Source organism: Paraburkholderia fungorum, from assembly GCF_046027215.1.
GTDB lineage: Bacteria > Pseudomonadota > Gammaproteobacteria > Burkholderiales > Burkholderiaceae > Paraburkholderia > Paraburkholderia fungorum_D.
This window is the reverse complement of record NZ_JAQQEN010000001.1, coordinates 4,183,632-4,209,493: the sequence shown is the minus strand read 5'-3', so window position 1 is coordinate 4,209,493 and position 25,862 is coordinate 4,183,632. Positions and strand designations below refer to the sequence as shown.

The following is a 25,862-nucleotide window of genomic DNA, read 5'->3' as shown; positions in this document are numbered from 1 at the left end:
TTATGCAAATGACTTCCCCCCAACCCGCCGACGCGCTCAAACTGTACGGCGAAACCTTCGCGAGCCGTGTGCTGCTTGGCACGTCGCGCTATCCGTCGCTGCAGTCGCTGTCCGATTCGATCGACGCGGCCCGGCCCGGTATGGTGACCGTCGCGCTGCGCCGGCAGATGAACGAGGGCGGCGCGGAAGCCGGCTTCTTCGACTTGCTCAAACGCCACGGCGTGCCGCTCTTGCCGAATACGGCCGGCTGCCTGACCGTCGGCGAGGCCGTCACGACCGCGCATATGGCGCGCGAAATTTTCGAAACGGAGTGGATCAAGCTTGAACTGATCGGCGACGACTACACCTTGCAGCCCGATCCGGTCGGTCTGATCGAGGCGGCCGCCCAGCTGATCAAGGACGGTTTCAAGGTGCTGCCGTATTGCACGGAAGATCTGGTGATCGGCCGCCGTCTGCTGGACGCCGGCTGCGAAGCGCTGATGCCGTGGGGTGCGCCGATCGGCACCGGCAAGGGCGTAATCAATCCCTATGGCCTGCGCGTGTTGCGCGAACGCCTGCCGGATGTGCCGCTGATCGTCGACGCGGGGCTCGGCGTGCCGTCGCACGCCGCGCAGGTCATGGAGTGGGGCTTCGACGGCGTGCTGCTGAATACCGCTGTCTCGCAGGCAACCCACCCCGACGCAATGGCGCGCGCTTTTGCGCTAGGCGTCGAAGCGGGTCGCCAGGCTTTTCTGGCCGGGCCGATGGCCGAGCGCGAAACCGCGCACGCGAGCACGCCGGTGGTCGGCATGCCGTTCTGGCATCAGGATGGGAGCGCCGCATGACGCAATCTTTGCCGCTGGAAAACCGCGACCTCTTCTGGCCGCCCGCCGATGAGCTGACCGAAGCCGCCGAGCGTATCCGCGCCCGGCTGGGCGAATGGCCGCCGACGCACGCGCCGTGGCGCATCTGTCTGACCGCGCCGGACGAGCCCAACGGTGGCGACCTGATCATCGTCGCCGACGCGCAGCAGCACGGCGAGCAGGTGGCCCGCTGGCTGGTGCAGGGCGCCGGCGTGATCGTCGCCGCCGAAAACCGCGCCACCCTGCATCTGGGCGGAGAAAAGTACCCCTTGGAAGGCCATCTGTCGGAAGACTGGATTGCCGCGCTGGCCGCGTTTCTGGACTGCGGTTTCGATCCGCACGACGCGCTGGTGTTGGCGCTGGCCTGGCGTGACGGCGACGAAACGCAAGCGGACGACGCCTTTCCCGCGGATTTGACACGTTTCCCGCGCATTGCCGGTTTGCCGGACGCGCCGGCGCAAGCCTTCGCGCGTTGCCCGGACCGGCTGGGCCTGTATCCGGTGCTGCCGACGGCAGAGTGGGTCGAGCGGGTAGTGGGCTTTGGTGTGAAAACCGTGCAGTTGCGCCGCAAATCAGCTGAACCGGCGGACGAACTGAAGCGCGAAATCGCCCGCTGCGTGGCCGTAGGCCGCCAGCACGACGCGCAGGTCTTCATCAACGACCATTGGCGAGCCGCGCTCGAAGCGGGCGCCTACGGCGTGCATCTCGGCCAGGAAGACGTGCATACCGCCGATCTGTCGGCGCTGGCGGCAGCCGGCGTGCGGCTCGGTTTGTCGACCCATGGGTTCTACGAGATTCTGACAGCCCTGCATTTCCGCCCCAGTTATATTGCATTGGGCGCTGTGTTCCCGACCACCACCAAGGTCATGCCCACCGCGCCGCAAGGCCTGAAGCGCCTCGCGCGCTATGTGCGCCTGCTCGACGGCGTAGTGCCGCAGGTGGCAATCGGCGGGATCGATCTGCAGGTACTGCCGGACGTGCTCGCGACGGGCGTGGGCTGTGCAGCGGTGGTGCGCGCCGTGACCGAAGCCGCCGATCCGGCTGCCGCGGTTTCCGCGCTGCAACATGCGTTTGCGCAATAATCGTCAAGTTGGGTAAACGGACGGGGCGCTTCAAGGCAGCTTTTGCATGATGGCCCTATAATTCGGCCTTCCGTGTAAAAGGACTGTCAGTTTCGTGTCTTCCTCTCCCGAGACCTTACTCGAGCTGCGCGACGTCGACTTCGGTTATGGCGACCGGCTCGTCCTGTCGAACCTGAATCTGCGCTTCAGGCGCGGCCAGGTTGTCGCGGTCATGGGCGGCTCGGGTTGCGGCAAAACCACCGTCCTGCGTCTGATCGGCGGTCTGGTGCGCGCGAGTCGCGGCCAGATCCTGTTCCAGGACCAGGACGTCGGCGCACAGACGCGCGATGGCCTCTACGCGTTGCGCCGCAAGATGGGCATGCTGTTCCAGTTCGGCGCGCTGTTCACCGACATGTCGGTGTTCGAAAACGTCGCCTTCGCATTGCGCGAGCACACCGACCTCCCTGAAGAACTGATCCGCGACCTCGTGCTGATGAAGCTCAACGCGGTCGGTCTGCGCGGCGCGCGCGATCTGCTGCCCTCGGAGATTTCCGGCGGCATGGCGCGGCGTGTGGCGCTGGCGCGCGCCATCGCACTCGACCCCGAACTGATGATGTACGACGAACCGTTCGCCGGCCTCGATCCGATTTCACTCGGCATCACCGCGAATCTGATTCGCACGCTGAATCAGGCACTTGGCGCAACCTCGATCCTGGTCACGCACGACGTGCCGGAATCGTTCGCGATTGCGGACTACGTCTATTTCCTCGCCAACGGCGGCGTGCACGCCGAAGGTACGCCGGCCGAGCTGCGTGCGTCCGCCGACCCTACGGTGCGCCAGTTCATCGACGGCGCGCCTGACGGCCCCTTCAAATTCCACTATCCCAGCAAGACGCCGCTTGCGGCGGATTTCGGCATCGGCGGAGGTCAGTCATGATCAGTGCGATCGGCCGCTCGGTGCTCGACGGGCTGGGAACGGCTGGCTACGCAACGCGCTTTTTCCTGCGGCTGCTGCTTGAGTTTTTCCCGTTGCTGCGCCGTCCGCGGCTTGTCACGAAGCAGATCCACTTCGTGGGTAATTATTCTTTGGTGATCATTGCCGTGTCGGGGCTGTTTGTCGGCTTCGTGCTCGGCTTGCAGGGCTATTACACGCTCAACCGCTATGGTTCGGAGCAGGCGCTCGGCCTGCTGGTCGCGCTTTCGCTAGTCCGCGAACTCGGGCCGGTGGTGACCGCGCTGCTGTTCGCCGGGCGGGCCGGCACGTCGCTCACGGCTGAAATCGGCTTGATGAAGGCGGGCGAACAACTCACCGCAATGGAAATGATGGCGGTGGATCCGGTCAAGGTGGTGGTGGCGCCGCGCCTGTGGGCGGGCATCATCTCGATGCCGATTCTGGCGGCGATTTTCAGCGCGGTCGGCGTGTTCGGCGGTTATGTGGTGGGTGTGCTGCTGATCGGCGTCGATGCTGGCGCGTTCTGGTCGCAGATGCAAGGTGGCGTCGATGTCTGGCGCGATGTCGGCGCCGGCGTCATCAAGAGCGTGGTGTTTGGCATCGCGGTGACGTTCGTGGCGCTGTTTCAGGGCTATGAAGCCAAGCCGACGCCGGAGGGCGTGTCGCGCGCTACGACCAGGACGGTCGTCTATGCGTCGCTTGCGGTGCTCGGCCTCGATTTTCTGCTGACCGCGTTGATGTTCAGCTAAGACTGCGCTGCAGATTTTCCGTCGATCGGCGCGTAACGGTACGCGGTACGTGCGCGGCGGGAGTCTCAATGGCGCGGCGGATTCACTTTGGGATGACGATGAAAAAGACTGCTCTCGACTTCTGGGTCGGCCTGTTCGTGGTGCTGGGTTTCGTGGCGTTGCTGTTTCTCGCGCTGAAGGCCGGCAACATGAGCTCGTTGTCGTTCCAGGCCACCTACCCGGTGAAGCTCAAGTTCGACAATATCGGCGGATTGAAGGCGCGCGCGCCGGTCAAGAGCGCGGGTGTGACGGTCGGGCGGGTTGCCTCGATCGGCTTTGACAGCAATGCGTATCAGGCAGTGGTCACGATCGATATCGACAAGCAGTACCCGTTTCCGAAAGACACCTCGGCGAAGATCCTGACCTCGGGTCTGCTCGGCGAACAATACATTGGCCTCGAACCCGGCGGCGACAGCGAAATGCTCAAGGCAGGCGACACGATTTCGATGACGCAATCGGCGATCGTGCTGGAAAACCTGATCGGGCAATTCCTGTATAGCAAGGCGGCGGACTCGGGCGCCTCCAGGCCGGGCGCGTCGGCGGCAACGCCCGCGGCTCCGGCACCGGCGCTGCCCGCTTCGGGCGCGGCCGGTCAATAAGGAGAACAAGGATGCAGACCATACCCATCAGGGGCGCGCGCACCTTCCAGGTGGCGAAGCTGGCGCTGGCGGCGGTAGCGCTCGCCGGCTGCACGACCGTGCAGACGCCCACCAAAAGCGACCCGCTGGAAGGCCTGAACCGCACGATCTTCACCGTGAACGACAAGCTCGACCAGTACGCGTTGAAGCCGGTCGCGAAGGGCTACGTCTGGGTGACCCCGCAGCCGGTGCGCGACAGTGTCACCAACTTCTTCTCGAATATCGGCGATGTCTACATTGCGGCGAATAACCTGCTGCAATTGAAAATCACCGATGGCGTTGAAGACATCATGCGGATCGTGATTAATACGGTGTTCGGCGTCGGCGGCCTGTTCGATGTGGCGACGCTTGCCAAGCTGCCCAAGCACGACAACGACCTCGGTTTGACGCTTGGCCACTACGGCGTGCCGGCGGGGCCCTACCTCGTGCTGCCGCTGTTCGGGCCGAGCACGGTGCGCGACGCGGTTGGCTCGATCGGCAACTACTATATCAACCCGCTCAGCTATATTCATCCGGATGGTCTGAGCTGGGCGCTATACGGGCTGAATGTGGTCAATACGCGGGCGAATCTGCTGGGTGCGAGCGACGTACTGGAAGGCGCTGCGCTCGACAAGTATTCGTTCGTGCGTAATGCATATCTGCAGCGTCGTCAGTATCTGCTGTCGGACGGCAAGCAGTCGCAGGCGCTGCCGAACTATGGCGAAGAAGCCCCACTGCCGAAGTACGAAGACGTGGAAGGCGGTGCGGCCACGGCGCCGGCTGCGTCCGGGGCAACCTCGGCAACGGCGCCGCAAGCCGCCTCGGCGGCTGGCGCGACCGCTGGTTCGACCGGCACCGCTGCCGCGCCGGAAGCGGCCTCCGGCACCTCTGAGTCTCCCCCGCTCGACTTGAACGGCGGTCCGGAAACCACGCAGATTCCAGCCGGCCAACTGGTGCCGCCGACGCGTTTCAACTTTCCGTCATTCAAATTGCGTTAAACATGCTCCCGTAACAGATCGATACGACTCTCGCAGTTTGCGCATGGATTGCTGCTGAACTCGCGTGCTAATGTCGGCTCAAACGGTTGCACTATTTTTAAGGCAAGGCTACATATGAAAAAATTCTTCCTGATTCCGTTGTTCGCTGCGTTGTTCTCGTTCGCCAGCGTGGGTGCCTCGGCACAAACCGTCGACGCGAACTCGCCGGATGTTCTCGTCAAGACGGTGACCCAACAGGTGATCGACGCCGTGCGCGCCGACAAGTCGATCCAGCAGGGCGACATTTCGCATATCACCCAGCTCGTCAACGAAAAGATCTTGCCGTACACCGATTTCCGCCGCACCACGCAGCTGGCGATGGGCCGCAACTGGCGTACCGCTACGCCGGAGCAGCAGAACCAGGTGGTCGAGCAGTTCAAGATGCTGCTGATCCGCACCTACTCGGGCGCGCTGGCGCAAGTGCGCGACCAGCAGATCCAGTACAAGCCGTTCCGCATGAATCCGGACGACACCGACACGGTGGTGCGCTCGGTGGTGATGAACAACGGTTCGCCGATCGAATTGGACTACCGTTTGTACAAGACGCCGCAAGGCTGGCGCGTGTATGACATCAACGTGCTTGGCGCGTGGCTGATCCAGGCGTATCAGCAGCAGTTCACGGAGCAGATCCAGCAGAAGGGCGTGGAGGGGCTGATCCAGTTCCTCACGCAGCGCAATCAGCAGCTTGCCGCGGGCAAGCAGTCGTGAGCGACGTGCTGAACCCGGTCGCGAACTGCTTTGAGAGCGGCGCGACGCTCACCCACGCGAGCGCGAACGCCGCGCTCACGGCGGGTTTGCAGCGGATCGCAGCGGGCGCGACCGGCGTGGATTGCGCGCCGCTCGCGCAGTTCGATTCGTCTGCGCTGGCTGTTCTGCTTGCGTGGCAGCGTGCCGCTCAGGCGCGCGGCGCCGCGTTCGAGATTGTCAACCTGCCGGCTGGTCTTGCCAGCCTCGCACAAGCTTACGGCGTCGATACCCTTCTTCGTTGACCGGAGTTAGCGCTTCCTGCTCACACGCAGGATGTCACCGCCGCGACATTGCCACTTCATCGACGTCTCCTTGACGCGCCAGCCGCGTCACCTGCCAATCCTCCGGCCAAGTCGGGCCTATTGATTTTTGCCCTATAATCAAACGTTTTTTGGGGCATATAACCGGCCCCAATTCCGTTCCTTCCAGCACTATTGCGCCCCCCATTCAGGCGCCGCCATGCAAGCGGCGCATAGTCATGTCAGCCATAGAAATTCGTAACGTCAAGAAGCGCTACAAAGACTTGCAGGCGCTCAAGGGCGTCAGCCTCACGGTGGAAGAAGGCGAGTTCTTCGGACTGCTCGGTCCGAACGGCGCGGGCAAGACAACGCTCATTAGCATACTCGCCGGTCTCGCGCGCGCCGATGAAGGCAGCATCGCGGTGCGCGGTCACGACGTGGTCGCCGATTTCCGCGACGCGCGCCGCGCGCTCGGCGTGGTGCCGCAGGAACTCGTGTTCGATCCGTTCTTTACCGTGCGCGAAACCTTGCGCATCCAGTCCGGCTACTACGGCCTGCGCAATAACGACGCGTGGATCGACGAGATCATGGCCAATCTCGATCTGACCGAAAAGGCCGACGCCAACATGCGCGCGCTGTCGGGCGGCATGAAGCGGCGCGTGCTGGTCGCGCAGGCGCTGGTGCACCGGCCGCCGGTGATCGTACTCGATGAGCCGACCGCGGGTGTCGACGTTGAATTGCGTCAAACCTTGTGGAAATTCATCTCGCGCCTGAATCGCGAAGGCCACACCATCGTGCTGACCACGCACTATCTGGAAGAAGCCGAGTCGCTGTGCGACCGTATCGCCATGCTGCGACGCGGCGAAGTGGTCGCGCTCGAGCGCACTAGCACGCTGTTGCAACGCTTTGCCGGCATGCAACTGTTCCTGCGCTTCGCGCAAGGCGTCTTGCCCGCCGAGCTGCGTCCGCTCGAAGTGGAAAGCGGCGCTGGCAACGGCAATGGCCGCCAGCACCTGCTGCGTCTGGCGAGCTATGACGACGTGGAACGCATCCTGGCGCAGTGTCGCGCGGCGGGCTGCACATTCGAAGAAATCGAGGTCCGCAAAGCCGATCTCGAAGATGTGTTCGTTCAGGTGATGAACGGTCCGGAAGTGATCGAGGGACTCGCATGAGTGGCTACAGTGGTTTCAGTACGCTGTTTTACAAGGAGCTCCTGCGCTTCTGGAAAGTGTCGTTCCAGACCGTGCTGGCGCCGGTCATCACGGCGCTGCTGTACCTGACGATTTTCGGCCATGCGTTGCGCGGCCATGTGCAGGTGTATCCGGGTGTCGAATACACGAGTTTCCTGATTCCGGGTCTCGTGATGATGAGCGTGTTGCAGAATGCGTTTGCGAACAGCTCGTCGTCGCTGATCCAGTCGAAGATCACCGGCAACCTGGTGTTCGTGCTGCTGCCGCCGCTGTCGCACTACGAGATGTTCGGCGCCTATGTGCTGGCAGCCGTCGCGCGGGGTCTCGCGGTTGGCTTCGGCGTGTTCATCGTGACGATCTGGTTCGTGCCGGTCAGCTTCAGCGCGCCGCTGTACATCATCGCGTTTGCGATTTTTGGCGCGGCGATTCTCGGCACGCTCGGTTTGATCGCCGGTATCTGGGCCGAAAAATTCGATCAGCTTGCCGCATTTCAAAACTTTCTGATTATGCCGCTCACGTTCCTCTCGGGCGTGTTCTACTCCACTCACACGCTGCCGCCGGTGTGGCGCGAAGTGTCGCGGCTCAATCCTTTTTTCTACATGATCGACGGCTTTCGCTACGGTTTCTTCGGGATGTCGGATATCGATCCGCTCGTGAGCCTTGTGATCGTTGCCGGTTTCTTTGTGGTGCTGGCCGTGGTGGCGATGCGCATGCTCGCTTCCGGCTACAAACTGCGCCACTGATCAGGAGCTTCTCTCATGTTGCCGACTCCCGAACAGGTCAAGCAATACATCGCGGCTGGACTCGCTTGCCAGCATCTCGAAGTCGAAGGCGACGGCCAGCATTTCTTTGCGACCATCGTTTCGCCGACCTTCGAAGGCAAGCGTCTGATCGCGCGCCACCAACTCGTGTATGCGGCGCTCGGCGACCGCATGCGTGAAGAAATCCACGCGCTCAGCATGAAGACGCTGACGCCCGCCGAATGGCAGAACGCGTAATCTGGAAATTTAGTGCGAATTACTCAAGAAGGGCGCGAGGCCGGTAGCGGCGCGCCGAACACAAGCAAAGCAGTGCCGGCGCAAGGCCGGGTCGATCAGGAACTGACAGGCATGGATAAACTCGTCATTGAAGGTGGCTCCCCGCTTTCGGGTGAAGTCGTTGTCTCTGGTGCCAAGAATGCGGCATTGCCGATTCTGTGCGCGAGTCTGCTCAGCGCGGAGCCGGTGCATCTGGAAAACGTCCCCGACTTGCAGGACGTGCGCACGATGCTCAAGCTGCTCGGCCAGATGGGCGTGCGTATCGAGAGCGGTGAAGGACGTGTGGCGCTGGACGCGTCGAAGGTCGATAACGTCGTCGCGCCGTACGAAATGGTGAAGACCATGCGCGCGTCGATTCTCGTGCTCGGCCCACTGGTCGCGCGCTTCGGTCACGCGAGGGTGTCGCTGCCGGGCGGCTGCGCAATCGGTGCGCGTCCGGTGGATCAGCACATCAAGGGCCTGCAGGCCATGGGCGCCGAGATCACGATCGAGCACGGCTTCATCGAAGCACGCGCGAAGCGTCTGAAGGGCGCGCGCATCGTCACCGACATGATCACCGTGACCGGCACCGAAAACCTGCTGATGGCGGCCGTGCTCGCCGAAGGCGAAACGGTGATCGAGAACGCGGCGCGCGAACCGGAAGTGGGCGACCTTGCGCACCTGCTGGTCGAGATGGGCGCAAAGATCGAAGGCATCGGCACCGATCGTCTGGTGATTCAGGGCGTCGACAAGCTGCACGGCGCGAAGCACACGGTGATTCCGGATCGTATCGAAGCGGGCACGTTCCTGTGCGCGGTCGCGGCCGCGGGCGGCGACGTCACATTGCGCAAAGTGCGTCCGCTGATCCTCGAAGCGGTGATCGAAAAGCTGCGCGAAGCGGGCGTGATGATCGAAGAGGGCGACGACTGGATCCGCGTGCGCATGGACAAGCGCCCGAGCGCCGTAACGTTCCGCACGTCCGAATACCCCGCATTCCCGACCGACATGCAGGCACAGTTCATGGCGCTCAACACGATCGCGGATGGCACCTCGCAGGTCGTCGAGACGATCTTCGAGAACCGCTTCATGCACGTGCAGGAATTGAACCGCCTCGGCGCCAGCATCACGATCGACGGCAACACCGCCCTCGTGACCGGCGTCGACAAGCTCTCGGGCGCTAAGGTCATGGCCACCGACCTGCGCGCGTCGGCGAGTCTCGTGATCGCCGCGCTGCGCGCTGAAGGTGAAACGCTGATCGACCGTATCTATCATCTGGACCGCGGTTACGACCGGATGGAAACCAAGCTCACCGCTATCGGCGCGAAAGTGCGCCGCATCTCGGGGAGCCAGGCATGAGTTCGATGCCGCAAACGTCGTCGTCGCCAGCGGTGAGCGCGCCGCTCACGCTGGCGCTGTCGAAAGCGCCAGCGGTGAGCGCGCCGCTCACGCTGGCGCTGTCGAAAGGGCGTATCTTCGAAGAGACGCTGCCGCTGCTCGCCGCAGCTGGCATCGAAGTGGCTGAAGATCCGGAAACCTCGCGCAAGCTGATCCTGCCCACCACGGACGCAAACCTGCGCGTGATCATCGTGCGCGCGACCGACGTGCCGACCTATGTCGAGTACGGTGCAGCTGACTTCGGCGTAGCGGGCAAAGACGTCCTCCTCGAACACGGCGGCAGCGGGCTGTACCAGCCGGTCGATCTGGACATCGCGCGGTGCCGGATGTCGGTCGCCGTGGCGGCTGGTTTCGACTACGCAAACGCGGTGCGTCAAGGCGCGCGCCTGCGCGTGGCCACCAAGTATGTGGAAACCGCGCGCGAGCATTTCGCGGCCAAAGGCGTTCACGTCGACCTGATCAAGCTGTACGGATCGATGGAGCTGGCGCCGCTGGTCGGCCTCGCCGATGCGATCGTCGACCTGGTCAGCTCGGGCAACACCTTGCGCGCCAACAATCTTGTCGAGGTGGAGGAGATCATGCAGATTTCGTCGCGCCTCGTTGTGAATCAGGCGGCGCTGAAGCTCAAGCGCGCCGCGCTGCGGCCGATCCTCGACGCATTCGAACGCGCGTCGAAAGCCGGCACTGCGGCGGCCTGAATAGTCTGACCACGCGCGGGGTCAAACTTTTAACGCGCGCCTTACCGAAACGGATACCCGTATGTCTATCAAGATTCGCAAACTCGATTCCCGCGCTCCCGACTTCCAGAAGTCGCTGCACGCGGTGCTCGCGTTCGAGGCGAGCGAAGACGAAGCAATCGAGCGCTCGGTCGCGCAGATTCTGAACGACGTGAAGGCGCGTGGCGATGCCGCGGTGCTTGAATACACGAACCGCTTCGACCGCGTCGAGGCGAAGAGCGTCGAGGCGCTCGAGTTGCCGATGTCGGAACTGGAAGCCGCACTCGAAGGCCTCGAGCCGAAGCGCCGTGCGGCGCTCGAAGCCGCGGCGGCACGCGTGCGCGGGTATCACGAGAAGCAGAAGATCGAATGCGGCAGCCATAGCTGGCAGTACACGGAAGCCGACGGCACGGTGCTCGGCCAGAAGGTGACGCCGCTGGATCGTGCGGGCATCTATGTGCCGGGCGGCAAGGCGGCGTATCCGTCGTCGGTGCTGATGAACGCGATTCCGGCGCGGGTGGCCGGTGTGCGCGAAATCGTCATGGTCGTGCCCACGCCGGACGGCGTGAAGAATCCGCTGGTGCTGGCCGCTGCATTGCTGGGCGGGGCGGATCGCGTATTCACGATCGGCGGCGCGCAAGCAGTGGGCGCATTGGCATACGGCACGCAAACCGTTCCGGCGGTCGACAAGATCTGCGGTCCGGGTAATGCGTACGTGGCGTCGGCCAAGCGCCGGGTGTTCGGCACGGTCGGCATCGACATGATCGCCGGGCCGTCGGAAATTCTCGTGCTGTGCGACGGTACCACCGACCCGCGCTGGGTCGCGATGGACCTGTTCTCGCAAGCCGAGCACGACGAACTCGCTCAATCCATTCTGCTGTGCCCGGACGACGCGTTCATCGCCCGCGTGCACGATGCGATCAACGAACTTCTGCCGAGCATGCCGCGCCGGGACGTGATCCGTGCGTCGCTGGAAGGCCGCGGCGCGCTGATCAAGGTGCGCGACATGGCCGAAGCCTGCGCGATCGCCAACGACATCGCACCGGAACACCTCGAAATCTCCGCGCTGGAACCGCATCAATGGGGCAAGTTGATCCGCCACGCCGGCGCGATCTTCCTTGGCCGTTACACCAGCGAGAGTCTCGGCGACTACTGCGCGGGGCCAAATCACGTGCTGCCTACGTCGCGTACCGCACGGTTCTCGTCACCTTTGGGCGTCTATGATTTCTTCAAGCGTTCGAGCGTGATCGAAGTCAGCGCGGACGGTGCGCAGACGCTCGGTGAGATCGCGGCCGAGCTCGCATACGGCGAAGGCCTGCAGGCGCATGCCCGCAGCGCGGAATACCGGATGCGCCAGAACGGCTGAGCGCGGCAGACTCCGATCACGGAACAGGGCGGCATCGAGCCGATGCCCGATGCCCGATGCCCGCTGGCTCCCGTGACGGATTTCGCGCGATTGTCCGTTAAATAACGACGATACAGACCAACCTGGGGCGGCCCGCGTGCCGCCGATACCAGGCCGGATTCTCCCTTGCGGGCCCGCTCCGCCGACCTATGACGACACCTCAAGACATCATCCGCCGCGACGTGCTCGCGATGACGAGCTATCCGGTTCCGGACGCCACGGGCTACATCAAGCTCGACGCGATGGAAAATCCGTTCCCGCTGCCGCCGGTGCTGGCCGCCCATCTCGGTGAGCATCTGGCGGGTGTTGCGCTGAACCGTTATCCGGCGCCGCGCCCAGAAGCGCTGATCGAGAAGATCAAGCGGGTGATGAGCGTGCCGGCAGGCTGCGACGTGCTGCTTGGCAACGGCTCGGATGAAATCATCAGCATGATCACGATGGCGTGCGCGAAGCCGGGCGCCAAGGTGCTTGCGCCGCTGCCGGGTTTCGTGATGTATCAGATGTCGGCGAAGCTGGCGAACGTGGAATTCATCGGCGTGCCGCTGAAGGCCGATTTCACGCTCGACACCGAAGCCATGCTCGCCGCGATTGCCGAACATGAACCGGCGGTCGTGTACCTGGCGTATCCGAACAATCCGACCGGCACGCTGTACGACGACGCCGACATGGAGCGCATCGTCGCCGCGGCGAACAAAAGCCTGGTGGTGGTCGACGAGGCGTACCAGCCGTTCGCGCAGCAAAGCTGGCTGCCGCGCGCCGACGCGTTCGACAACGTCGTCGTAATGCGCACGGTGTCCAAGCTCGGTCTGGCCGGCATCCGCCTCGGCTATCTGGTCGGCAAGCCCGCGTGGCTAACCGAATTCGACAAGGTGCGCCCGCCGTACAACACCAACGTGCTGACGCAATCCGCCGCCGATTTCCTGCTCGACCATATCGACGTGCTCGACAGTCAGGCGGCGCAACTACGCGAAGAACGCACGAAACTCGCGCATGCCGTGGCCCAATTGCCGGGCGCCGAAGTGTTCCCGAGCGCCGGCAATTTCCTGCTGGTGCGGGTGCCCGACGCATCCGTTATGTTCGAAACGCTGCTGTCAGCACGGGTTCTGATCAAAAACGTGAGTAAAATGCACCCATTGCTGGCCAATTGCGTGCGTTTAACCGTCGGTTCGCCCGAAGAAAACGTCCAGTTGCTCGCCGCACTGAAACTCGTGCTGCACTGAACGGCGCACCGAACGGCCGTGTGAGCGCCATTGAATGGCGCGCGCGGCCCGCCGTTTTCCCATCCCACACTACTATCGCTTTCTAGCTAGATTCGAGGAATTACCATGCGCCTTGCGGAAGTCGTTCGCAACACCAGCGAAACGCAGATCCGTGTGAAGATCAATCTGGACGGCACCGGTCAGCAGAAGCTGGCCACCGGCGTACCGTTTCTGGACCACATGCTCGACCAGATCGCGCGGCATGGATTGATCGACCTCGATATCGAAGCACATGGCGACCTCGAAATCGACGACCACCATACGGTCGAAGACGTCGGCATCACGCTCGGCCAGGCGGTAGCCAAGGCCATCGGCGACAAGAAGGGCATTCGCCGCTACGGTCATTCTTACGTGCCGCTGGACGAAGCGCTGTCGCGCGTCGTGATCGATTTTTCCGGCCGCCCCGGACTCGAATTCCATGTGCCGTTCACCCGCGCGCGCATCGGCACCTTCGACGTCGATCTCTCCATCGAATTTTTCCGCGGCTTCGTGAACCATGCCGGCGTCACGCTGCATATCGACAACCTGCGCGGTCTGAACGCCCATCACCAGATGGAAACGGTGTTCAAGGCGTTCGGGCGTGCGGTCCGCATGGCGGTCGAGCTGGACGAACGCGCGGCGGGGCAGATTCCGTCGACCAAGGGCAGCCTTTAAGCGCTCCTTTACCCGCTCATTTACCCGATTTTGGACCAGGACCGGCTACGCTCACGCGCGCACGGTATGCGATGGACACTCTGAAGTCGTTTATTTCGCTGCTTGCGTTGATCAATCCGGTCGGCGCCATCCCGTTCTTCATGAGCCTCACGGCGCATCAGAACGATGTGGAGCGCCGCAGGACCATTCGCATCGCAGCCATTTCGGTGTTCTGCGTGATTGCGGTGACAACGCTGCTCGGGCAGCAGATCATCAGTTTCTTCGGCATTTCGGTCGGCTCGCTCGAAGTGGGCGGCGGGATCATCATGCTGTTGATGGCGATCAACATGCTGAACGCGCAGATCGGCAATAGCCGTTCAACGGCCGAAGAGCGCGACGAAGCCGAGCAGAAGGACAATATCGCGGTCGTGCCGCTGGCGATTCCGCTGTTGACCGGCCCAGGCGCGATCAGCACTACGATCATTTATGCGGCCGGCTCGGCGCATTGGTACGACCGGCTCAGCCTGATTGCAATCGGCGCGGTGCTGGCCGCAATCTGCTTTTTTTCGCTGCGGCTGGCCGAACCGATTGCCCGTTGGGTAGGTCGCACAGGTATCAACATCGGCACGCGGCTCATGGGGTTGATGTTATCGGCGCTGGCGGTGGAGTTCATCGTCGACGGATTGAAGGCATTGCTGCCTAACTTGAAATGAAAACTTCGATAGCGATTGTGGATTACGGAATGGGCAACCTGCGCTCGGTTGCCCAGGCATTGCGCCACGCCGCGCCGGAGGCGGACGTGGCGATCGTCGACCAGCCCGAAGCGATCCGCTCAGCCGATCGCGTGGTGCTGCCCGGCCAGGGCGCGATGCCTGACTGCATGCGCAGTCTGGCCGAATCCGGCCTGCAGGAAGCGGTCATTGAAGCCTCGCGCAGCAAGCCGCTGATGGGCGTGTGCGTTGGCGAGCAGATGCTGTTCGACTGGAGCGCGGAGGGCAATACGCCCGGTCTGGGCCTGATGCCCGGCAAGGTGCTGCGCTTTGACCTCGCAGGCCAGGTGCAGGACGACGGCTCGCGCTTCAAGGTCCCGCAAATGGGCTGGAACCGGGTGCGCCAGGCGCAGCCGCATCCGCTGTGGGACGGCGTCGCGGACAACGCCTTCTTCTATTTCGTGCACAGCTATTACGTCGTGCCCGACAATGCCGCCCATACCTCGGGCGAAACGGTGTACGGTGTGCCCTTTACCTCGGCGGTGGCGCGGGATAACATCTTCGCGACCCAATTCCACCCGGAAAAGAGCGCTGAAGCGGGGCTGCGCGTGTATCGCAACTTCGTGCACTGGAACCCGTGAGCGCCTTTCTTCATTCTGTGGCCGTGCGCCGTTCCGCCACAAGCGGGGCGTGTGTCGCGCGTCACAGCGGCAGCAAGACGATTTCGCTTCTCCACAGCGCTCAGCAAGGGCGCCGAAAGAGTTGTACTAAACTAGCGAAACGGCGTGATGGCGGGCTGATTGACCAGCCGCTGCCGCCGACCTTCAACCACCTCCCAGACAACACCCGATTGCTATGCTGCTGATTCCCGCCATCGACCTGAAAGATGGTCAGTGTGTACGCCTCAAACAAGGCGATATGGACCAGGCGACGATATTTTCCGAGGAACCGGCGGCAATGGCCCGACATTGGGTCGACCGCGGCGCCCGGCGTCTGCATCTCGTCGACCTGAATGGCGCGTTCGCCGGCAAGCCGAAGAACGAAGACGCGATCCGCGCGATCATCGAGGAAGTAGGTGGCGAGATTCCCGTCCAGCTGGGCGGTGGCATCCGCGACCTGAACACGATCGAACGCTATCTGGACGACGGTCTGTCGTATGTGATCATCGGCACGGCGGCCGTGAAGAATCCGGGCTTTTTGCAGGACGCCTGCACGGCGTTCGGCGGCCACATCATCGTCGGTCTGGATGCGAAGGACGGCAAGGTTGCGACCGACGGCTGGAGCAAGCTGACCGGCCACGAAGTGGCGGATCTGGCGCGCAAGTTCGAGGATTACGGCTGCGAGTCGATCATCTACACGGATATCGGCCGCGACGGCATGCTGCAAGGCATCAACATCGAGGCCACGGTGCGCCTCGCGCGCGCGGTGAAGATTCCGGTGATCGCGAGCGGCGGCCTGTCGAATCTGGCCGACATCGAGTCGTTGTGCGAGGTCGAGGACGAAGGCATCGAAGGCGTGATCTGCGGTCGGGCGATCTACTCGGGCGATCTGGACTTCGCGGCTGCGCAGACGCTCGCAGACCGCCTGCGCGAATCGGACGACGCCTAAGGCGCTCTCCGGTCGATTCAAACGCGACGCAACGGCGTGTCCTGAAAGCGTCATGCCGCATGCGTTTCACACGTAGAGCGGCCTCACGCGGCGGGCCGCGCCGGCACTGTGCCGCTCGTTGAAGGTTCAGGCGAGCGGCCTTATCAGCGGTATTGGCAGAATTGCACGATCATGGCTCTAGCTAAACGCATCATCCCCTGTCTCGACGTCACGGCTGGACGCGTGGTCAAGGGCGTCAACTTCGTCGAACTGCGCGATGCGGGCGATCCGGTCGAAATCGCCCGCCGCTATGACGACCAGGGCGCCGACGAACTCACCTTCCTCGACATTACCGCGACCTCGGATCAACGCGATCTGATCCTGCCGATCATCGAGGCGGTGGCGTCCCAGGTGTTCATTCCGCTGACGGTCGGCGGCGGCGTGCGCGCCGTCGAAGACGTGCGGCGTCTTCTGAATGCCGGCGCGGACAAGATCAGCATGAATTCATCGGCGGTGGCGAATCCGCAACTGGTGCGCGATGCGAGCAACAAGTACGGCTCGCAATGCATCGTGGTGGCGATCGACGCCAAGCGCGTGTCCGCCGAAGGCGAGCCGCCGCGCTGGGAAGTTTTCACCCATGGCGGGCGCAAGGCCACCGGACTCGAAGCTGTGGAGTGGGCTCGCAAGATGGCCGAATTGGGCGCCGGCGAAATCCTGCTGACCAGCATGGATCGCGACGGCACCAAAAGCGGCTTCGACCTCGCGCTGACCCGCGCGGTATCCGACGCGGTGCCGATTTCGGTGATCGCTTCAGGTGGCGTGGGCTCGCTGCAGCATCTGGCCGACGGCATCACAAACGGTCATGCTGACGCGGTGCTGGCCGCCAGCATTTTCCACTACGGCGAACACACCGTGGGCGAGGCCAAGCGCTTCATGGCCGATCAGGGCATTTCGGTGAGGTTGTGACGTGGTGAATCCCTCGGCAGTGGGCTGGCTGGACAAGGTCAAGTGGGACGCGAACGGCCTCGTGCCGGTGATCGCGCAGGAAGCGTCGACCAACGACGTGCTGATGTTCGCGTGGATGAACCGCGAGGCATTGTCGAAGACCATTGAACTGGGGCGCGCGGTGTATTTCTCGCGCTCGCGTCAGCGTCTGTGGTTCAAGGGCGAAGAGTCCGGCCACGTGCAGCATGTGCACGAAGTGCGGCTCGATTGCGACGAAGACGTCGTACTGCTGAAGGTCGAGCAGGTGTCGGGCATTGCCTGCCACACTGGGCGCCATTCGTGCTTTTTCCAGAAATTCGAAGGCACGGCCGACGATGGCGACTGGGTCGCCGTCGAACCCGTGTTGAAAGACCCCGAACACATTTACAAATGACGCAATCCACGCAAACCACAAACGACACGCTGCTGCGCCTCGCCGCGATCATCGACAGCCGCAAGGGCGGCGATCCGGACGTCTCCTATGTATCGCGCCTGTTCCATAAGGGCGATGACGCGGTGCTGAAGAAGATCGGCGAGGAAGCCACTGAAGTCGTGCTGGCCGCGAAAGACGCGCGCCACGGCGGCGCGCCGAAAGCGCTGGTCGGCGAAGTTGCGGACTTGTGGTTCCATTGTCTCGTGATGCTGTCGCATTTCGATCTGAATCCCGCCGACGTGCTCGCCGAACTCGAGCGCCGCGAAGGCATGTCGGGCATCGAGGAAAAGGCGCTGCGCAAAAGCCGCGACCGCGAGCAGAACGGCGACTGATCGTCGCTCCGTCTTGAACCGGCGGACGCCGGCGCCCATATTGCACCGAACGTATCTGATCGCATCTTCAGGAGGAAGCAAGCATGGACCAGTCGCCCGACAGCTATCCGCCACCGGTTTATCGCAATGCCATCGAGCCCGACCGTGAGCGCAGTCTGCGTACGCTGACGCATGTTCTGTATGCGCTGTACGCGGTGCACTGGCTGACAGGCGGGCTGACGATTCTGATTGCGATCATCATCAACTACGTGAAGCGGCCGGATGTTGTGGGCACACCGTACGAGGCGCACTTCGAGTGGCAGATCCGCTCGTTCTGGATGTGCCTGATCGGCTACCTGATCGGCGGCGTGCTGCTTTTCGTCGTGATCGGCATTCCAGTTCTGTGGGCCGTCAGCATCTGGATGTTGTACCGTATTATCAAGGGCTGGCTGTATCTGTACGATAACAAGCCGCTTGCGAATCCGCGCGGCTGGATTTGAGGTTCACCGGGCCGGATACCAGCGGGTTCCGCCCCGGCACGCCGCACGCTTTTGCGCTTTAGTCATACCGCGTAAGGAATACGATGAGCCACGACCCGAACTGTCTTTTCTGCAAGATCGCCGCCGGCGAGATCCCGTCGACCAAAGTCCATGAAGACGAAGAATTTTTTGCCTTCAAGGACATCCGTCCGGCGGCTGAGACCCATGTGCTGGTGATTCCGCGCAAGCATATCGCGACGCTATCGGACTGCACTGAAAGCGACACATCGCTACTTGGTAGAATGCTTGTTTTGGTGGCGCGTCTGGCCGACCAGCTGGGCGTCGCGTACACCGGTGGGGAAACCGGCTTTCGCACGGTCATTAATACCGGTCCGGGCGGCGGGCAGGAGGTGTACCACCTGCACGCGCACATTCTGGCGGGGCCGCGCCCCTGGCAGCGCATGGGCTGAGCCGGGCAGCCGCGGTGAGTGCTGGCCGTGAATAATGGTCCGACCGTTATTTTTGCCGCATTGTAACGACGCCGACGCGATCGTCAGGTCAAATGGCATGCCGTGTTGTGGGGTCGCATCGAAAGAGCCTGCAGTAACGAATAGATGAAGCAAACGCGCTTCGAGTCACGCCGCAAGGCGCAAGAGTTTAGCCGCATCATGATGCGGTTGTGGGGTTAAGGAGAGTAGTCATGGGTTCATTGAGCATTTGGCATTGGTTGATCGTGTTGCTGATCGTAGCGCTCGTGTTCGGCACGAAGAAACTGCGCAATATCGGCACCGACCTGGGTGGTGCGGTGAAGGGCTTCAAGGAAGGTATGAAGGAAGCCGATACGCCGGGCGGCGAAGCGCAGCAGCGCGAACTGCCGCGCAACGGCACGGTGGACGTGGAAGCCAAGGAAAAGACGCCGCGTTCCGGCGATTACCGCTAAGCCGCGGATCAACCGCGTTACTGACGGACACTCCACTTCATGCTGGACCTCGGTCTAACCAAGATGGCGCTGATCGGCGTCGTCGCGCTGGTCGTACTCGGGCCTGAGCGCCTGCCACGCGTGGCCCGCACAGCCGGCGCGCTGTTCGGTCGCGCGCAGCGGTATATCAACGACGTCAAGGCGGAAGTGACGCGCGAAATCGAACTCGACGAGTTGCGTAACATGAAAAGCGAGTTCGAAACTGCGGCGACCAATGTCCAGGCCTCCGTTCAGGAAAATCTGCGCAAGCACGAAAGCCAGCTGAACGAAGCGTGGAGCGGCGGCTCGTCGGTGTCACCGAGCATTGCCGGCGGCGCGCTCGAAGACGCCAGCAGTTCATCGTGGCCGACCAGCACGCCGTATGCCGCGCCCAAACGCAAGAACTGGCGCGTCAAGCAGACGGCCATGCCCACCTGGTACAAGCGTGCCACCACGCGCCGCACGCGCGTGCAGTCGGGCGCTGCGCGCGTGGCGCGACATACGCCGGCCAGCATGCGTCGTCCGACGCGGTTCTTCTGATGATCAGAACGACAATCCCTAACCGAGGGCCGGTGTGAGCGACCCCCAGCAAACCCAGGACGAAGGCACTGAAGAGACCTTCATTTCCCACCTCGTTGAATTGCGCGACCGTATCATTCGCGCGGGCCTCGCGGTCATTGTGGTATTCGTCGGACTCGTGTACTGGGCGCCGGACATCTTCCGGCTGCTGGCGCGCCCCTTGATGCAGAATCTGCCGAAGGACGGCAAGATGATCGTCACCGACGTCACGGGATCGTTCTTCGTGCCGATGAAGGTGACCATGCTGGTGGCCTTTGTCATCGCATTGCCGATCGTGCTGTATCAGATCTGGGCGTTCGTCGCGCCGGGTCTTTATCAGCATGAGAAGAAGCTGGTCGGGCCGCTGGTGGGCAGCAGCTATACGCTGTTTCTGTGCGGTATGGCGTTCGCGTATTTCGTGGTGTTTCCAACCATCTTCCGCGTGATGGCGCACTACAACGCACCGCTCGGTGCGGAGATGACCACCGATATCGACAACTACCTGAGTTTCGTGCTGACGATGTTCCTTGCGTTCGGCGTGACCTTCGAGGTGCCGATTGTCGTGGTGCTGCTGGTCCGCATGAATGTGCTGACCATCAAGAAACTTAAGGAAATCCGTCCGTACGTGATTGTCGGCGCGTTTGTGATTTCGGCGGTGGTGACGCCGCCGGACGTGTTTTCGCAGCTGATTCTGGCGATTCCGCTGATCGTGCTGTACGAGGCGGGCATCATCGCGGCGCGCCTGATTGTCGGCAAGCAGCCGGTGGCGGCCATCGAAGAGGAGCAGCCGCCAGCTCAAACGTGACGCGTGCCGTGCTTCGCGCGGCCTGGCGGGAAACGGTAAGCACAGGCAATAAAAAAAGGCAGTCCATTCGGGCTGCCTTTTTTATTGGCCGCGGCCGTAGCGGCCACTGCCTGCTCACAGGAGCACTTCAACCGCCGTCGTCGTCCTGCTGATCACTGCTGTTGTCGTCCGGCTGTTTCGGCGGTGGCGGGCGCTTGCCGATGGTCACATCCAGATCCATCTCCCGAGTCTTGCGCACCAGATGAACCTTCGCCGCCGTGCCCGGCTTGATCTGCGCGATCACGTTCAGCAGACGCGTGGTGTCCGTGATCTCCTGGCCGTTCACGCTCATCAGAATGTCGCCCGGCTTGATGCCGGCGCGATCGGCCGGGCCGTTCTTCAGCACGCCCGCGACGATGGCACCCGACTTCTGTTCGAGGCCAAACGATTCCGCGATCTCCGGCGTCACGTCCTGCGGCTCGACGCCGATCCAGCCACGCGTGACCGAGCCGGTGGTGATGATGCTCTCCAGCACGCTGCGCGCCGTGGACACGGGAATCGCGAAGCCGATACCGAGCGAGCCGCCCGAGCGCGAATAGATAGCCGTGTTGATGCCGAGCAGATTGCCGTTCACGTCGACCAATGCGCCGCCCGAGTTGCCCGGGTTGATGGCCGCGTCGGTCTGAATGAAGTTTTCGAAGGTGTTGATGCCGAGGTGATTACGCCCGAGCGCGCTGACGATACCCATGGTCACCGTCTGACCGACTCCGAACGGATTGCCGATCGCGAGCACCACGTCGCCCACGCGCGTCTGGTCCATGCGGCCGAGCGTGATGGTAGGCAGATTGGTCATGTTGACCTTGAGCACGGCCAGATCCGTTTCAGGATCGACGCCGATCACCTTCGCGTTGGTGGTGCGGCCGTCGGCCAGTGCAATTTCAATCTGATCCGCGCCGTCCACAACGTGCTGGTTCGTTAGAATGTAACCTTCCGAACTCACGATGACCCCCGAGCCGAGATTGGCCGCGGGTTGTTCCTGCTGCTTGCCTTTGTTTTTGTCGCCGAAGAAGTAGCGGAACAGCGGATCTTTCGCGCGCGGATCCGGTGGCAGTGAGCCATCCTTGCTCGAGAACACATTGACGACCGCGGGCATGGCCTTTTGCGCGGCGTCCGCATAGGACGCCTGTGCAGGGCCGCTGCCGATGCCTGGCGCCACTTCCCGCAGGGCGACGATTGGTTCGGCGAGTTGCTTGCCGAATTGCCCTTGGCGCTGGAGCCATTGCGGTTTGAGGGTCGCAATGATGAACATGAGCGCCAACAGCACAGTCACCGCTTGGGCAAAGAACAGCCAAAAGCGTCTAAGCATCTGAAGACTAGAGGTTTATATGGATCGGATCGAACTTGAATTGTACTTGAACAATCTCCTTGAAACTGCGCGCTTCAAGGACTATTGCCCCAATGGATTACAGGTGGAAGGGCGTCGCCGGGTCAATAAGCTCGCGACCGGCGTAACCGCCTCGGCCGCCTTCCTGGAGGCCGCGCTCGACTGGGGCGCGGACGCCGTGCTGGTCCATCACGGTTACTTCTGGCGCAACGAAGCGCCGCAGATCACCGGCCGCAAGTACGCGCGCCTGAAGCTGCTGCTTGCCAACGACCTGAACCTGTTCGCCTATCACCTGCCGCTCGACGACCATCCCGAGTTCGGCAACAACGCGCAGATCGGCGCGAAGATGGGCTGGATCAGCGACGCGCGTTTCGGCGAGAACGATCTCGGCTGGCTCGCCACCTTTCCAATGCCGATTACCCTTGCGCACTTCACCGCCCAGGTGGAGCAGACGCTTGGCCGCACGCCGCTCGTATTCGGCGACTCAGACCGCGAACTGCGCCGCGTGGGCTGGTGCACAGGCGCCGCGCAAGGCATGTTCGACGCCGCGATCAACGCCGGCGCCGATGTTTATCTGACCGGCGAGGTGTCGGAGTCCGTGATGCACACGTCGGCGGAGAGCGGGGTCGCGTTTCTAGCGGCCGGCCACCATGCCACCGAGCGTTTCGGCGTGCAGGCGGTCGGCAAGCATCTGTCCGAGTCGTTCGATATCGAACACCTGTTTATCGATATCCCTAATCCCGTTTGAATTGAAAATCGGCATTCGAGAAGCAAAAGGCACGAATAACGCAGAGAACGCTTAAAAGGAGACATAAAAAGGTTTGCGATCCGTACGGAGAAACCCTGACTTATCAAGGGCTTCGCACGGTTTTTGGCAATGGGGCCTTGTAAATGCCGACTCCATTCGCGCAAACTAGCGGCGGTAGAAGCGACGTGAAGGAAAAATCCAACTCAGAAGTGGGGCGTGTAATGCGAGACAAGGAAGATGAACGCGTCGACGGCGGCCGCCGTACCTGGCTGATAGCGACGACCGTAGCAGGTGGCATAGGAGGCGTTGCCACTGTCGTACCCTTTGTTAGTTCGTTTGCACCATCTGAAAAGGCCAAGGCGGCAGGCGCCCCGGTCGAAGTCGATATCAGTAATCTCAAGCCTGGCGACATGATGACCGTTGCCTGGCGCGGTAAGCCGGTATGGATCATCAATCGCACCGACAGAATGTTGGCCGATGTCCAGAAAGCCGATAACGAAGTAGCGGATCCCCACACCAAGAATCCTTTTTCGATGCCGTTGCCGGAGTACTGCAACAACGAATTCCGTTCGCGCACCGATCACAAGAACCTTTTCGTCGCCGTCGCCGTCTGCACCCATCTGGGCTGTACGCCGACGCCGCGCTTCCAGGAGGGCGCGCAGCCCAACCTTCCGGACGACTGGCCTGGGGGCTTCCTATGCCCTTGCCACGGCTCGACCTATGACATGGCCGGCCGCGTCTTCAAGAACAAACCTGCGCCGCAGAACCTCGATATCCCGCCCTACATGTTCACGTCGGCCACCAGCCTCGTGATCGGCAAGGACGAGAAAGGAGAAGCGTAATGGCGATCGAACACGAAGTAGAGACGACCGGGCTGGTCGGCTGGATCGACCGCCGCTTTCCTTTGACGTCCACCTGGAAAAAGCACGTTTCCGAGTACTACGCGCCGAAGAACTTCAACTTCTGGTACTTCTTCGGTTCGCTCGCATTGCTGGTGCTGGTCAATCAGATCGTCACCGGCATTTTCCTCACAATGAATTACAAGCCCGACGCGACGCTCGCGTTCTCCTCGGTCGAGTACATCATGCGCGAGGTGCCGTGGGGCTGGCTGATCCGCTATATGCACTCCACCGGCGCGTCGATGTTTTTCGTCGTCGTGTATCTGCATATGTTCCGCGGGCTGTTGTACGGCTCGTACCGTAAGCCGCGCGAACTGGTGTGGGTGTTCGGCTGTGCGATTTTCCTGTGCCTGATGGCCGAGGCGTTCTTTGGCTATCTTCTGCCATGGGGCCAGATGTCGTTCTGGGGCGCACAGGTGATCGTGAACCTGTTTTCGGCGATTCCCTTCATCGGGCCGGATCTGTCGCTCTGGATTCGCGGCGACTATGTCGTCTCGGACGTTACGTTGAACCGCTTCTTTGCGTTTCACGTGATCGCGATTCCGCTGGTGCTGATTGGCCTCGTGGTCGCGCACCTGGTGGCGCTGCATGAAGTAGGTTCGAACAACCCGGACGGCATCGAAATCAAGGCCAAGAAGGATCCGGACGGCATTCCGCTCGACGGCATTCCGTTCCACCCGTACTACTCGGTGCACGATTTCATGGGCGTGTCGGTGTTCCTGATCATTTTCGCGGCGATCATCTTCTTCGCGCCGGAGATGGGCGGGTACTTCCTTGAAGCGAACAACTTCATTCCCGCCAATCCGCTGCAAACGCCGCAGGAAATTGCGCCGGTTTGGTATTTCACGGCGTTCTATGCGATGCTGCGCGCCACGACCGATCCGTTCAAGATCGTGCTGATGATCATCATCGCGCTACTCGGCCTGTTCGCGCTGGTGCGCGCGCGCGGCAAGTGGAAGCTCGGCCTGCCGGTGCTCGCGGTGCTGGTGATTCTGGCCATGGCCTTCACCGAATCGAAGTTCTGGGGCGTGGTGGTGATGGGCGGCGCGGTGATCTCGCTGTTCTTCCTGCCGTGGCTCGACCGCTCGCCGGTCAAGTCGATTCGTTACCGGCCGTTTTTTCACAAGGTGTTCTACGGGATCTTCGTGCTCGCCTTCCTGACGTTGGGCTTCCTCGGCACCAAACCGCCGTCGCCTGCCTCGACGCTGATTGCACAGGTGTGCGCGCTGATCTACTTCGCGTTTTTCCTCGGTATGCCGTTCTGGACGCGGCTTGGCACGTTCAAGCAGCCGCCCGAACGGGTGCGGTTCAAGCCTCACTAATCGCGAGCCAGGAGAATACGAAGATGAAAAAACTGCTTTCGACGTGCGCGCTGATCGGCGCGACACTGCTCGCGCTGGCGGCCGGCCCGGCGCGCGCGGACGAGAATTTCCCACTCGACCGCGCGCCCGATAACGCGGAAAATTTCGCTTCCTTGCAGCACGGCGCGCAATTGTTTGTAAACTATTGCCTGAATTGCCACAGTGCGAACCTGATGCGCTACAACCGGCTGACCGATCTCGGCATTACGCCGAACGAGATTCAGGCCAACCTGCTGTTCACTACCGACAAGGTCGGCAACACCATGACCGTGGCGATGCGCCCCGACGACGCAAAAGCGTGGTTCGGCGCGAGTCCGCCGGATTTGTCGGTGGAAGCGCGGGCGCGCGGCAAGGATTGGCTCTACACGTATCTGCGCAGCTTTTATCGCGACAATACGCGGCCGACCGGCTGGAACAATCTGGTGTATGAAAACGTGAGCATGCCTCACGTGCTGTGGCAGCTTCAGGGGCAACGTACCGCGAAGTTCGGTGATGAAACCGACGAAAAAACAGGGGAAACGGTGCACAAATTTGTCGGCTACCAGCAGGTCACTCCGGGGACGATGTCGCCGGTAGATTATGATTCTGCTGTGGCCGACCTTGTGTCGTACCTTTCATGGATGTCCGAACCCACGCAGAAAACCCGCAAACAGCTGGGCGTGTGGGTGCTGTTGTACCTCGGCATTCTGAGCTTTTTCGCCTGGCGATTGAACGCCGCGTACTGGAAACATATCAAATAATCACGCCGTCACCGGCGTGGGGCCGGCGC

32 protein-coding genes are annotated in these 25,862 nt (G+C 62.2%); 31 read left to right on the top strand and 1 reads right to left on the bottom strand.

Translation table 11 applies throughout. The annotated features are described in order from the left end of the window. Positions 1–8 precede the first annotated feature (8 nt). From PQR27_RS18895 to tatC, 27 genes are all read left to right on the top strand, one after another. Positions 9–824 (top strand): thiazole synthase, encoded by an 816-nt coding sequence (locus tag PQR27_RS18895; protein WP_408525064.1) that lies wholly within the window; start codon positions 9–11, stop codon positions 822–824. After that, entirely contained in the window at positions 821–1,924 is a 1,104-nt protein-coding gene (thiE, locus tag PQR27_RS18890; protein ID WP_408525063.1) for a thiamine phosphate synthase, read from the top strand. Before PQR27_RS18895 ends, thiE begins: the two co-directional genes overlap by 4 nt. A 94-nt stretch (positions 1,925–2,018) precedes the next feature. Continuing rightward, complete coding sequence (locus tag PQR27_RS18885; protein WP_408525062.1) at positions 2,019–2,840, top strand: ABC transporter ATP-binding protein; 822 nt, start codon at positions 2,019–2,021, stop codon at positions 2,838–2,840. Continuing rightward, positions 2,837–3,604 carry a lipid asymmetry maintenance ABC transporter permease subunit MlaE gene (mlaE, locus tag PQR27_RS18880; RefSeq protein WP_408525061.1) on the top strand — a complete coding sequence of 256 codons (768 nt, stop codon included), beginning with the start codon at positions 2,837–2,839 and terminating at the stop codon, positions 3,602–3,604. The genes PQR27_RS18885 and mlaE overlap by 4 nt, the downstream gene beginning before the upstream one ends. Positions 3,605–3,702: 98 nt before the next feature. Then, a complete protein-coding gene (gene mlaD / locus PQR27_RS18875) occupies positions 3,703–4,242 on the top strand; it encodes an outer membrane lipid asymmetry maintenance protein MlaD (protein WP_408525060.1) in 540 nt (179 codons plus the stop codon). 11 nt (positions 4,243–4,253) lie between these two features. Next, positions 4,254–5,258: an MlaA family lipoprotein gene (locus PQR27_RS18870; protein ID WP_408525059.1), complete on the top strand. Its 1,005-nt coding sequence runs from the start codon at positions 4,254–4,256 to the stop codon at positions 5,256–5,258. Positions 5,259–5,372: 114 nt separating this feature from the next. Further along, a complete protein-coding gene (locus tag PQR27_RS18865) occupies positions 5,373–6,005 on the top strand; it encodes an MlaC/ttg2D family ABC transporter substrate-binding protein (RefSeq protein WP_408525058.1) in 633 nt (210 codons plus the stop codon). Then, positions 6,002–6,286, top strand: coding sequence for an STAS domain-containing protein (locus PQR27_RS18860; RefSeq protein ID WP_408525057.1), 285 nt, complete (start codon positions 6,002–6,004; stop codon positions 6,284–6,286). The genes PQR27_RS18865 and PQR27_RS18860 overlap by 4 nt, the downstream gene beginning before the upstream one ends. A gap of 236 nt (positions 6,287–6,522) precedes the next feature. Continuing rightward, positions 6,523–7,455 carry an ABC transporter ATP-binding protein gene (locus tag PQR27_RS18855; RefSeq protein WP_408525056.1) on the top strand — a complete coding sequence of 311 codons (933 nt, stop codon included), beginning with the start codon at positions 6,523–6,525 and terminating at the stop codon, positions 7,453–7,455. Continuing rightward, positions 7,452–8,216 (top strand): ABC transporter permease, encoded by a 765-nt coding sequence (locus tag PQR27_RS18850; RefSeq protein WP_408525055.1) that lies wholly within the window; start codon positions 7,452–7,454, stop codon positions 8,214–8,216. Before PQR27_RS18855 ends, PQR27_RS18850 begins: the two co-directional genes overlap by 4 nt. Positions 8,217–8,231: 15 nt before the next feature. Beyond that, the gene (locus PQR27_RS18845) at positions 8,232–8,471 is read left to right on the top strand and encodes a BolA family protein (RefSeq protein WP_408525054.1); all 240 of its coding nucleotides are present in this window, start codon (positions 8,232–8,234) and stop codon (positions 8,469–8,471) included. Between the two features lie 111 nt (positions 8,472–8,582). Further along, complete coding sequence (gene murA, locus PQR27_RS18840) at positions 8,583–9,845, top strand: UDP-N-acetylglucosamine 1-carboxyvinyltransferase (RefSeq protein WP_408525521.1); 1,263 nt, start codon at positions 8,583–8,585, stop codon at positions 9,843–9,845. Further along, entirely contained in the window at positions 9,842–10,582 is a 741-nt protein-coding gene (gene hisG, locus PQR27_RS18835) for an ATP phosphoribosyltransferase (RefSeq protein WP_408525053.1), read from the top strand. The genes murA and hisG overlap by 4 nt, the downstream gene beginning before the upstream one ends. A gap of 61 nt (positions 10,583–10,643) precedes the next feature. Further along, positions 10,644–11,966 carry a histidinol dehydrogenase gene (gene hisD / locus PQR27_RS18830; protein ID WP_408525052.1) on the top strand — a complete coding sequence of 441 codons (1,323 nt, stop codon included), beginning with the start codon at positions 10,644–10,646 and terminating at the stop codon, positions 11,964–11,966. A gap of 188 nt (positions 11,967–12,154) precedes the next feature. Further along, a complete protein-coding gene (hisC, locus tag PQR27_RS18825; RefSeq protein ID WP_408525051.1) occupies positions 12,155–13,225 on the top strand; it encodes a histidinol-phosphate transaminase in 1,071 nt (356 codons plus the stop codon). A 105-nt stretch (positions 13,226–13,330) separates the two neighbouring features. Next, positions 13,331–13,918 (top strand): imidazoleglycerol-phosphate dehydratase HisB, encoded by a 588-nt coding sequence (gene hisB / locus PQR27_RS18820; protein ID WP_408525050.1) that lies wholly within the window; start codon positions 13,331–13,333, stop codon positions 13,916–13,918. A gap of 71 nt (positions 13,919–13,989) precedes the next feature. Continuing rightward, positions 13,990–14,610 (top strand): YchE family NAAT transporter, encoded by a 621-nt coding sequence (locus tag PQR27_RS18815; RefSeq protein WP_408525049.1) that lies wholly within the window; start codon positions 13,990–13,992, stop codon positions 14,608–14,610. Next, on the top strand, positions 14,607–15,248 hold the full coding sequence (gene hisH / locus PQR27_RS18810) for an imidazole glycerol phosphate synthase subunit HisH (RefSeq protein WP_408525048.1): 642 nt from the start codon (positions 14,607–14,609) through the stop codon (positions 15,246–15,248). The genes PQR27_RS18815 and hisH overlap by 4 nt, the downstream gene beginning before the upstream one ends. A gap of 214 nt (positions 15,249–15,462) precedes the next feature. Then, a complete protein-coding gene (gene hisA, locus PQR27_RS18805) occupies positions 15,463–16,215 on the top strand; it encodes a 1-(5-phosphoribosyl)-5-[(5-phosphoribosylamino)methylideneamino]imidazole-4-carboxamide isomerase (RefSeq protein WP_042329166.1) in 753 nt (250 codons plus the stop codon). 171 nt (positions 16,216–16,386) lie between these two features. Continuing rightward, the gene (hisF, locus tag PQR27_RS18800; protein ID WP_408525047.1) at positions 16,387–17,160 is read left to right on the top strand and encodes an imidazole glycerol phosphate synthase subunit HisF; all 774 of its coding nucleotides are present in this window, start codon (positions 16,387–16,389) and stop codon (positions 17,158–17,160) included. 1 nt (position 17,161) lies between these two features. Beyond that, complete coding sequence (hisI, locus tag PQR27_RS18795; RefSeq protein ID WP_408525046.1) at positions 17,162–17,572, top strand: phosphoribosyl-AMP cyclohydrolase; 411 nt, start codon at positions 17,162–17,164, stop codon at positions 17,570–17,572. After that, a complete protein-coding gene (locus PQR27_RS18790; RefSeq protein WP_408525045.1) occupies positions 17,569–17,943 on the top strand; it encodes a phosphoribosyl-ATP diphosphatase in 375 nt (124 codons plus the stop codon). The genes hisI and PQR27_RS18790 overlap by 4 nt, the downstream gene beginning before the upstream one ends. 83 nt (positions 17,944–18,026) lie before the next feature. Next, complete coding sequence (locus PQR27_RS18785) at positions 18,027–18,422, top strand: DUF4870 family protein (RefSeq protein ID WP_408525044.1); 396 nt, start codon at positions 18,027–18,029, stop codon at positions 18,420–18,422. An 83-nt stretch (positions 18,423–18,505) separates the two neighbouring features. After that, entirely contained in the window at positions 18,506–18,871 is a 366-nt protein-coding gene (locus PQR27_RS18780) for a histidine triad nucleotide-binding protein (RefSeq protein WP_408525043.1), read from the top strand. A gap of 230 nt (positions 18,872–19,101) precedes the next feature. After that, complete coding sequence (gene tatA / locus PQR27_RS18775) at positions 19,102–19,341, top strand: Sec-independent protein translocase subunit TatA (protein WP_408525042.1); 240 nt, start codon at positions 19,102–19,104, stop codon at positions 19,339–19,341. Positions 19,342–19,380: 39 nt separating this feature from the next. Next, a complete protein-coding gene (tatB, locus tag PQR27_RS18770; protein WP_408525041.1) occupies positions 19,381–19,899 on the top strand; it encodes a Sec-independent protein translocase protein TatB in 519 nt (172 codons plus the stop codon). Positions 19,900–19,933: 34 nt separating this feature from the next. Beyond that, positions 19,934–20,722 carry a twin-arginine translocase subunit TatC gene (gene tatC, locus PQR27_RS18765; RefSeq protein WP_408525040.1) on the top strand — a complete coding sequence of 263 codons (789 nt, stop codon included), beginning with the start codon at positions 19,934–19,936 and terminating at the stop codon, positions 20,720–20,722. A 127-nt stretch (positions 20,723–20,849) separates the two neighbouring features. On the opposite strand, the gene PQR27_RS18760 is transcribed toward tatC, so the two are convergent. Beyond that, on the bottom strand, positions 20,850–22,067 hold the full coding sequence (locus PQR27_RS18760) for a Do family serine endopeptidase (RefSeq protein ID WP_408525039.1): 1,218 nt from the start codon (positions 22,065–22,067) through the stop codon (positions 20,850–20,852). Between the two features lie 19 nt (positions 22,068–22,086). On the opposite strand from PQR27_RS18760, the gene PQR27_RS18755 reads away from it, so the two are divergent. The 4 genes from PQR27_RS18755 to PQR27_RS18740 all read left to right on the top strand — a co-directional run bounded on the left by PQR27_RS18755 (position 22,087) and on the right by PQR27_RS18740 (position 25,833). Further along, the gene (locus PQR27_RS18755) at positions 22,087–22,833 is read left to right on the top strand and encodes a Nif3-like dinuclear metal center hexameric protein (protein ID WP_408525038.1); all 747 of its coding nucleotides are present in this window, start codon (positions 22,087–22,089) and stop codon (positions 22,831–22,833) included. A 221-nt stretch (positions 22,834–23,054) separates the two neighbouring features. Beyond that, the gene (gene petA, locus PQR27_RS18750; protein ID WP_408525520.1) at positions 23,055–23,675 is read left to right on the top strand and encodes a ubiquinol-cytochrome c reductase iron-sulfur subunit; all 621 of its coding nucleotides are present in this window, start codon (positions 23,055–23,057) and stop codon (positions 23,673–23,675) included. Continuing rightward, the gene (locus PQR27_RS18745) at positions 23,675–25,054 is read left to right on the top strand and encodes a cytochrome b (RefSeq protein WP_408525037.1); all 1,380 of its coding nucleotides are present in this window, start codon (positions 23,675–23,677) and stop codon (positions 25,052–25,054) included. Before petA ends, PQR27_RS18745 begins: the two co-directional genes overlap by 1 nt. A gap of 23 nt (positions 25,055–25,077) precedes the next feature. After that, on the top strand, positions 25,078–25,833 hold the full coding sequence (locus tag PQR27_RS18740) for a cytochrome c1 (protein ID WP_408525036.1): 756 nt from the start codon (positions 25,078–25,080) through the stop codon (positions 25,831–25,833). The last annotated feature ends 29 nt before the right edge of the window (positions 25,834–25,862 follow it).

What these genes read in the sequence shown, in the direction of transcription:
- PQR27_RS18895 (WP_408525064.1), top strand. Translation starts at nt 9, where the DNA reads ATGACTTCCCCCCAACCCGCCGACGCGCTCAAACTGTACGGCGAAACC.
- thiE (WP_408525063.1), top strand. Translation starts at nt 821, where the DNA reads ATGACGCAATCTTTGCCGCTGGAAAACCGCGACCTCTTCTGGCCGCCC.
- mlaE (WP_408525061.1), top strand. Translation starts at nt 2,837, where the DNA reads ATGATCAGTGCGATCGGCCGCTCGGTGCTCGACGGGCTGGGAACGGCT.
- mlaD (WP_408525060.1), top strand. Translation starts at nt 3,703, where the DNA reads ATGAAAAAGACTGCTCTCGACTTCTGGGTCGGCCTGTTCGTGGTGCTG.
- PQR27_RS18870 (WP_408525059.1), top strand. Translation starts at nt 4,254, where the DNA reads ATGCAGACCATACCCATCAGGGGCGCGCGCACCTTCCAGGTGGCGAAG.
- PQR27_RS18865 (WP_408525058.1), top strand. Translation starts at nt 5,373, where the DNA reads ATGAAAAAATTCTTCCTGATTCCGTTGTTCGCTGCGTTGTTCTCGTTC.
- PQR27_RS18855 (WP_408525056.1), top strand. Translation starts at nt 6,523, where the DNA reads ATGTCAGCCATAGAAATTCGTAACGTCAAGAAGCGCTACAAAGACTTG.
- PQR27_RS18850 (WP_408525055.1), top strand. Translation starts at nt 7,452, where the DNA reads ATGAGTGGCTACAGTGGTTTCAGTACGCTGTTTTACAAGGAGCTCCTG.
- PQR27_RS18845 (WP_408525054.1), top strand. Translation starts at nt 8,232, where the DNA reads ATGTTGCCGACTCCCGAACAGGTCAAGCAATACATCGCGGCTGGACTC.
- murA (WP_408525521.1), top strand. Translation starts at nt 8,583, where the DNA reads ATGGATAAACTCGTCATTGAAGGTGGCTCCCCGCTTTCGGGTGAAGTC.
- hisG (WP_408525053.1), top strand. Translation starts at nt 9,842, where the DNA reads ATGAGTTCGATGCCGCAAACGTCGTCGTCGCCAGCGGTGAGCGCGCCG.
- hisD (WP_408525052.1), top strand. Translation starts at nt 10,644, where the DNA reads ATGTCTATCAAGATTCGCAAACTCGATTCCCGCGCTCCCGACTTCCAG.
- hisC (WP_408525051.1), top strand. Translation starts at nt 12,155, where the DNA reads ATGACGACACCTCAAGACATCATCCGCCGCGACGTGCTCGCGATGACG.
- hisB (WP_408525050.1), top strand. Translation starts at nt 13,331, where the DNA reads ATGCGCCTTGCGGAAGTCGTTCGCAACACCAGCGAAACGCAGATCCGT.
- PQR27_RS18815 (WP_408525049.1), top strand. Translation starts at nt 13,990, where the DNA reads ATGGACACTCTGAAGTCGTTTATTTCGCTGCTTGCGTTGATCAATCCG.
- hisH (WP_408525048.1), top strand. Translation starts at nt 14,607, where the DNA reads ATGAAAACTTCGATAGCGATTGTGGATTACGGAATGGGCAACCTGCGC.
- hisA (WP_042329166.1), top strand. Translation starts at nt 15,463, where the DNA reads ATGCTGCTGATTCCCGCCATCGACCTGAAAGATGGTCAGTGTGTACGC.
- hisF (WP_408525047.1), top strand. Translation starts at nt 16,387, where the DNA reads ATGGCTCTAGCTAAACGCATCATCCCCTGTCTCGACGTCACGGCTGGA.
- PQR27_RS18790 (WP_408525045.1), top strand. Translation starts at nt 17,569, where the DNA reads ATGACGCAATCCACGCAAACCACAAACGACACGCTGCTGCGCCTCGCC.
- PQR27_RS18785 (WP_408525044.1), top strand. Translation starts at nt 18,027, where the DNA reads ATGGACCAGTCGCCCGACAGCTATCCGCCACCGGTTTATCGCAATGCC.
- PQR27_RS18780 (WP_408525043.1), top strand. Translation starts at nt 18,506, where the DNA reads ATGAGCCACGACCCGAACTGTCTTTTCTGCAAGATCGCCGCCGGCGAG.
- tatA (WP_408525042.1), top strand. Translation starts at nt 19,102, where the DNA reads ATGGGTTCATTGAGCATTTGGCATTGGTTGATCGTGTTGCTGATCGTA.
- tatB (WP_408525041.1), top strand. Translation starts at nt 19,381, where the DNA reads ATGCTGGACCTCGGTCTAACCAAGATGGCGCTGATCGGCGTCGTCGCG.
- PQR27_RS18760 (WP_408525039.1), bottom strand. Translation starts at nt 22,067, where the DNA reads ATGCTTAGACGCTTTTGGCTGTTCTTTGCCCAAGCGGTGACTGTGCTG.
- PQR27_RS18755 (WP_408525038.1), top strand. Translation starts at nt 22,087, where the DNA reads ATGGATCGGATCGAACTTGAATTGTACTTGAACAATCTCCTTGAAACT.
- petA (WP_408525520.1), top strand. Translation starts at nt 23,055, where the DNA reads ATGCGAGACAAGGAAGATGAACGCGTCGACGGCGGCCGCCGTACCTGG.
- PQR27_RS18745 (WP_408525037.1), top strand. Translation starts at nt 23,675, where the DNA reads ATGGCGATCGAACACGAAGTAGAGACGACCGGGCTGGTCGGCTGGATC.
- PQR27_RS18740 (WP_408525036.1), top strand. Translation starts at nt 25,078, where the DNA reads ATGAAAAAACTGCTTTCGACGTGCGCGCTGATCGGCGCGACACTGCTC.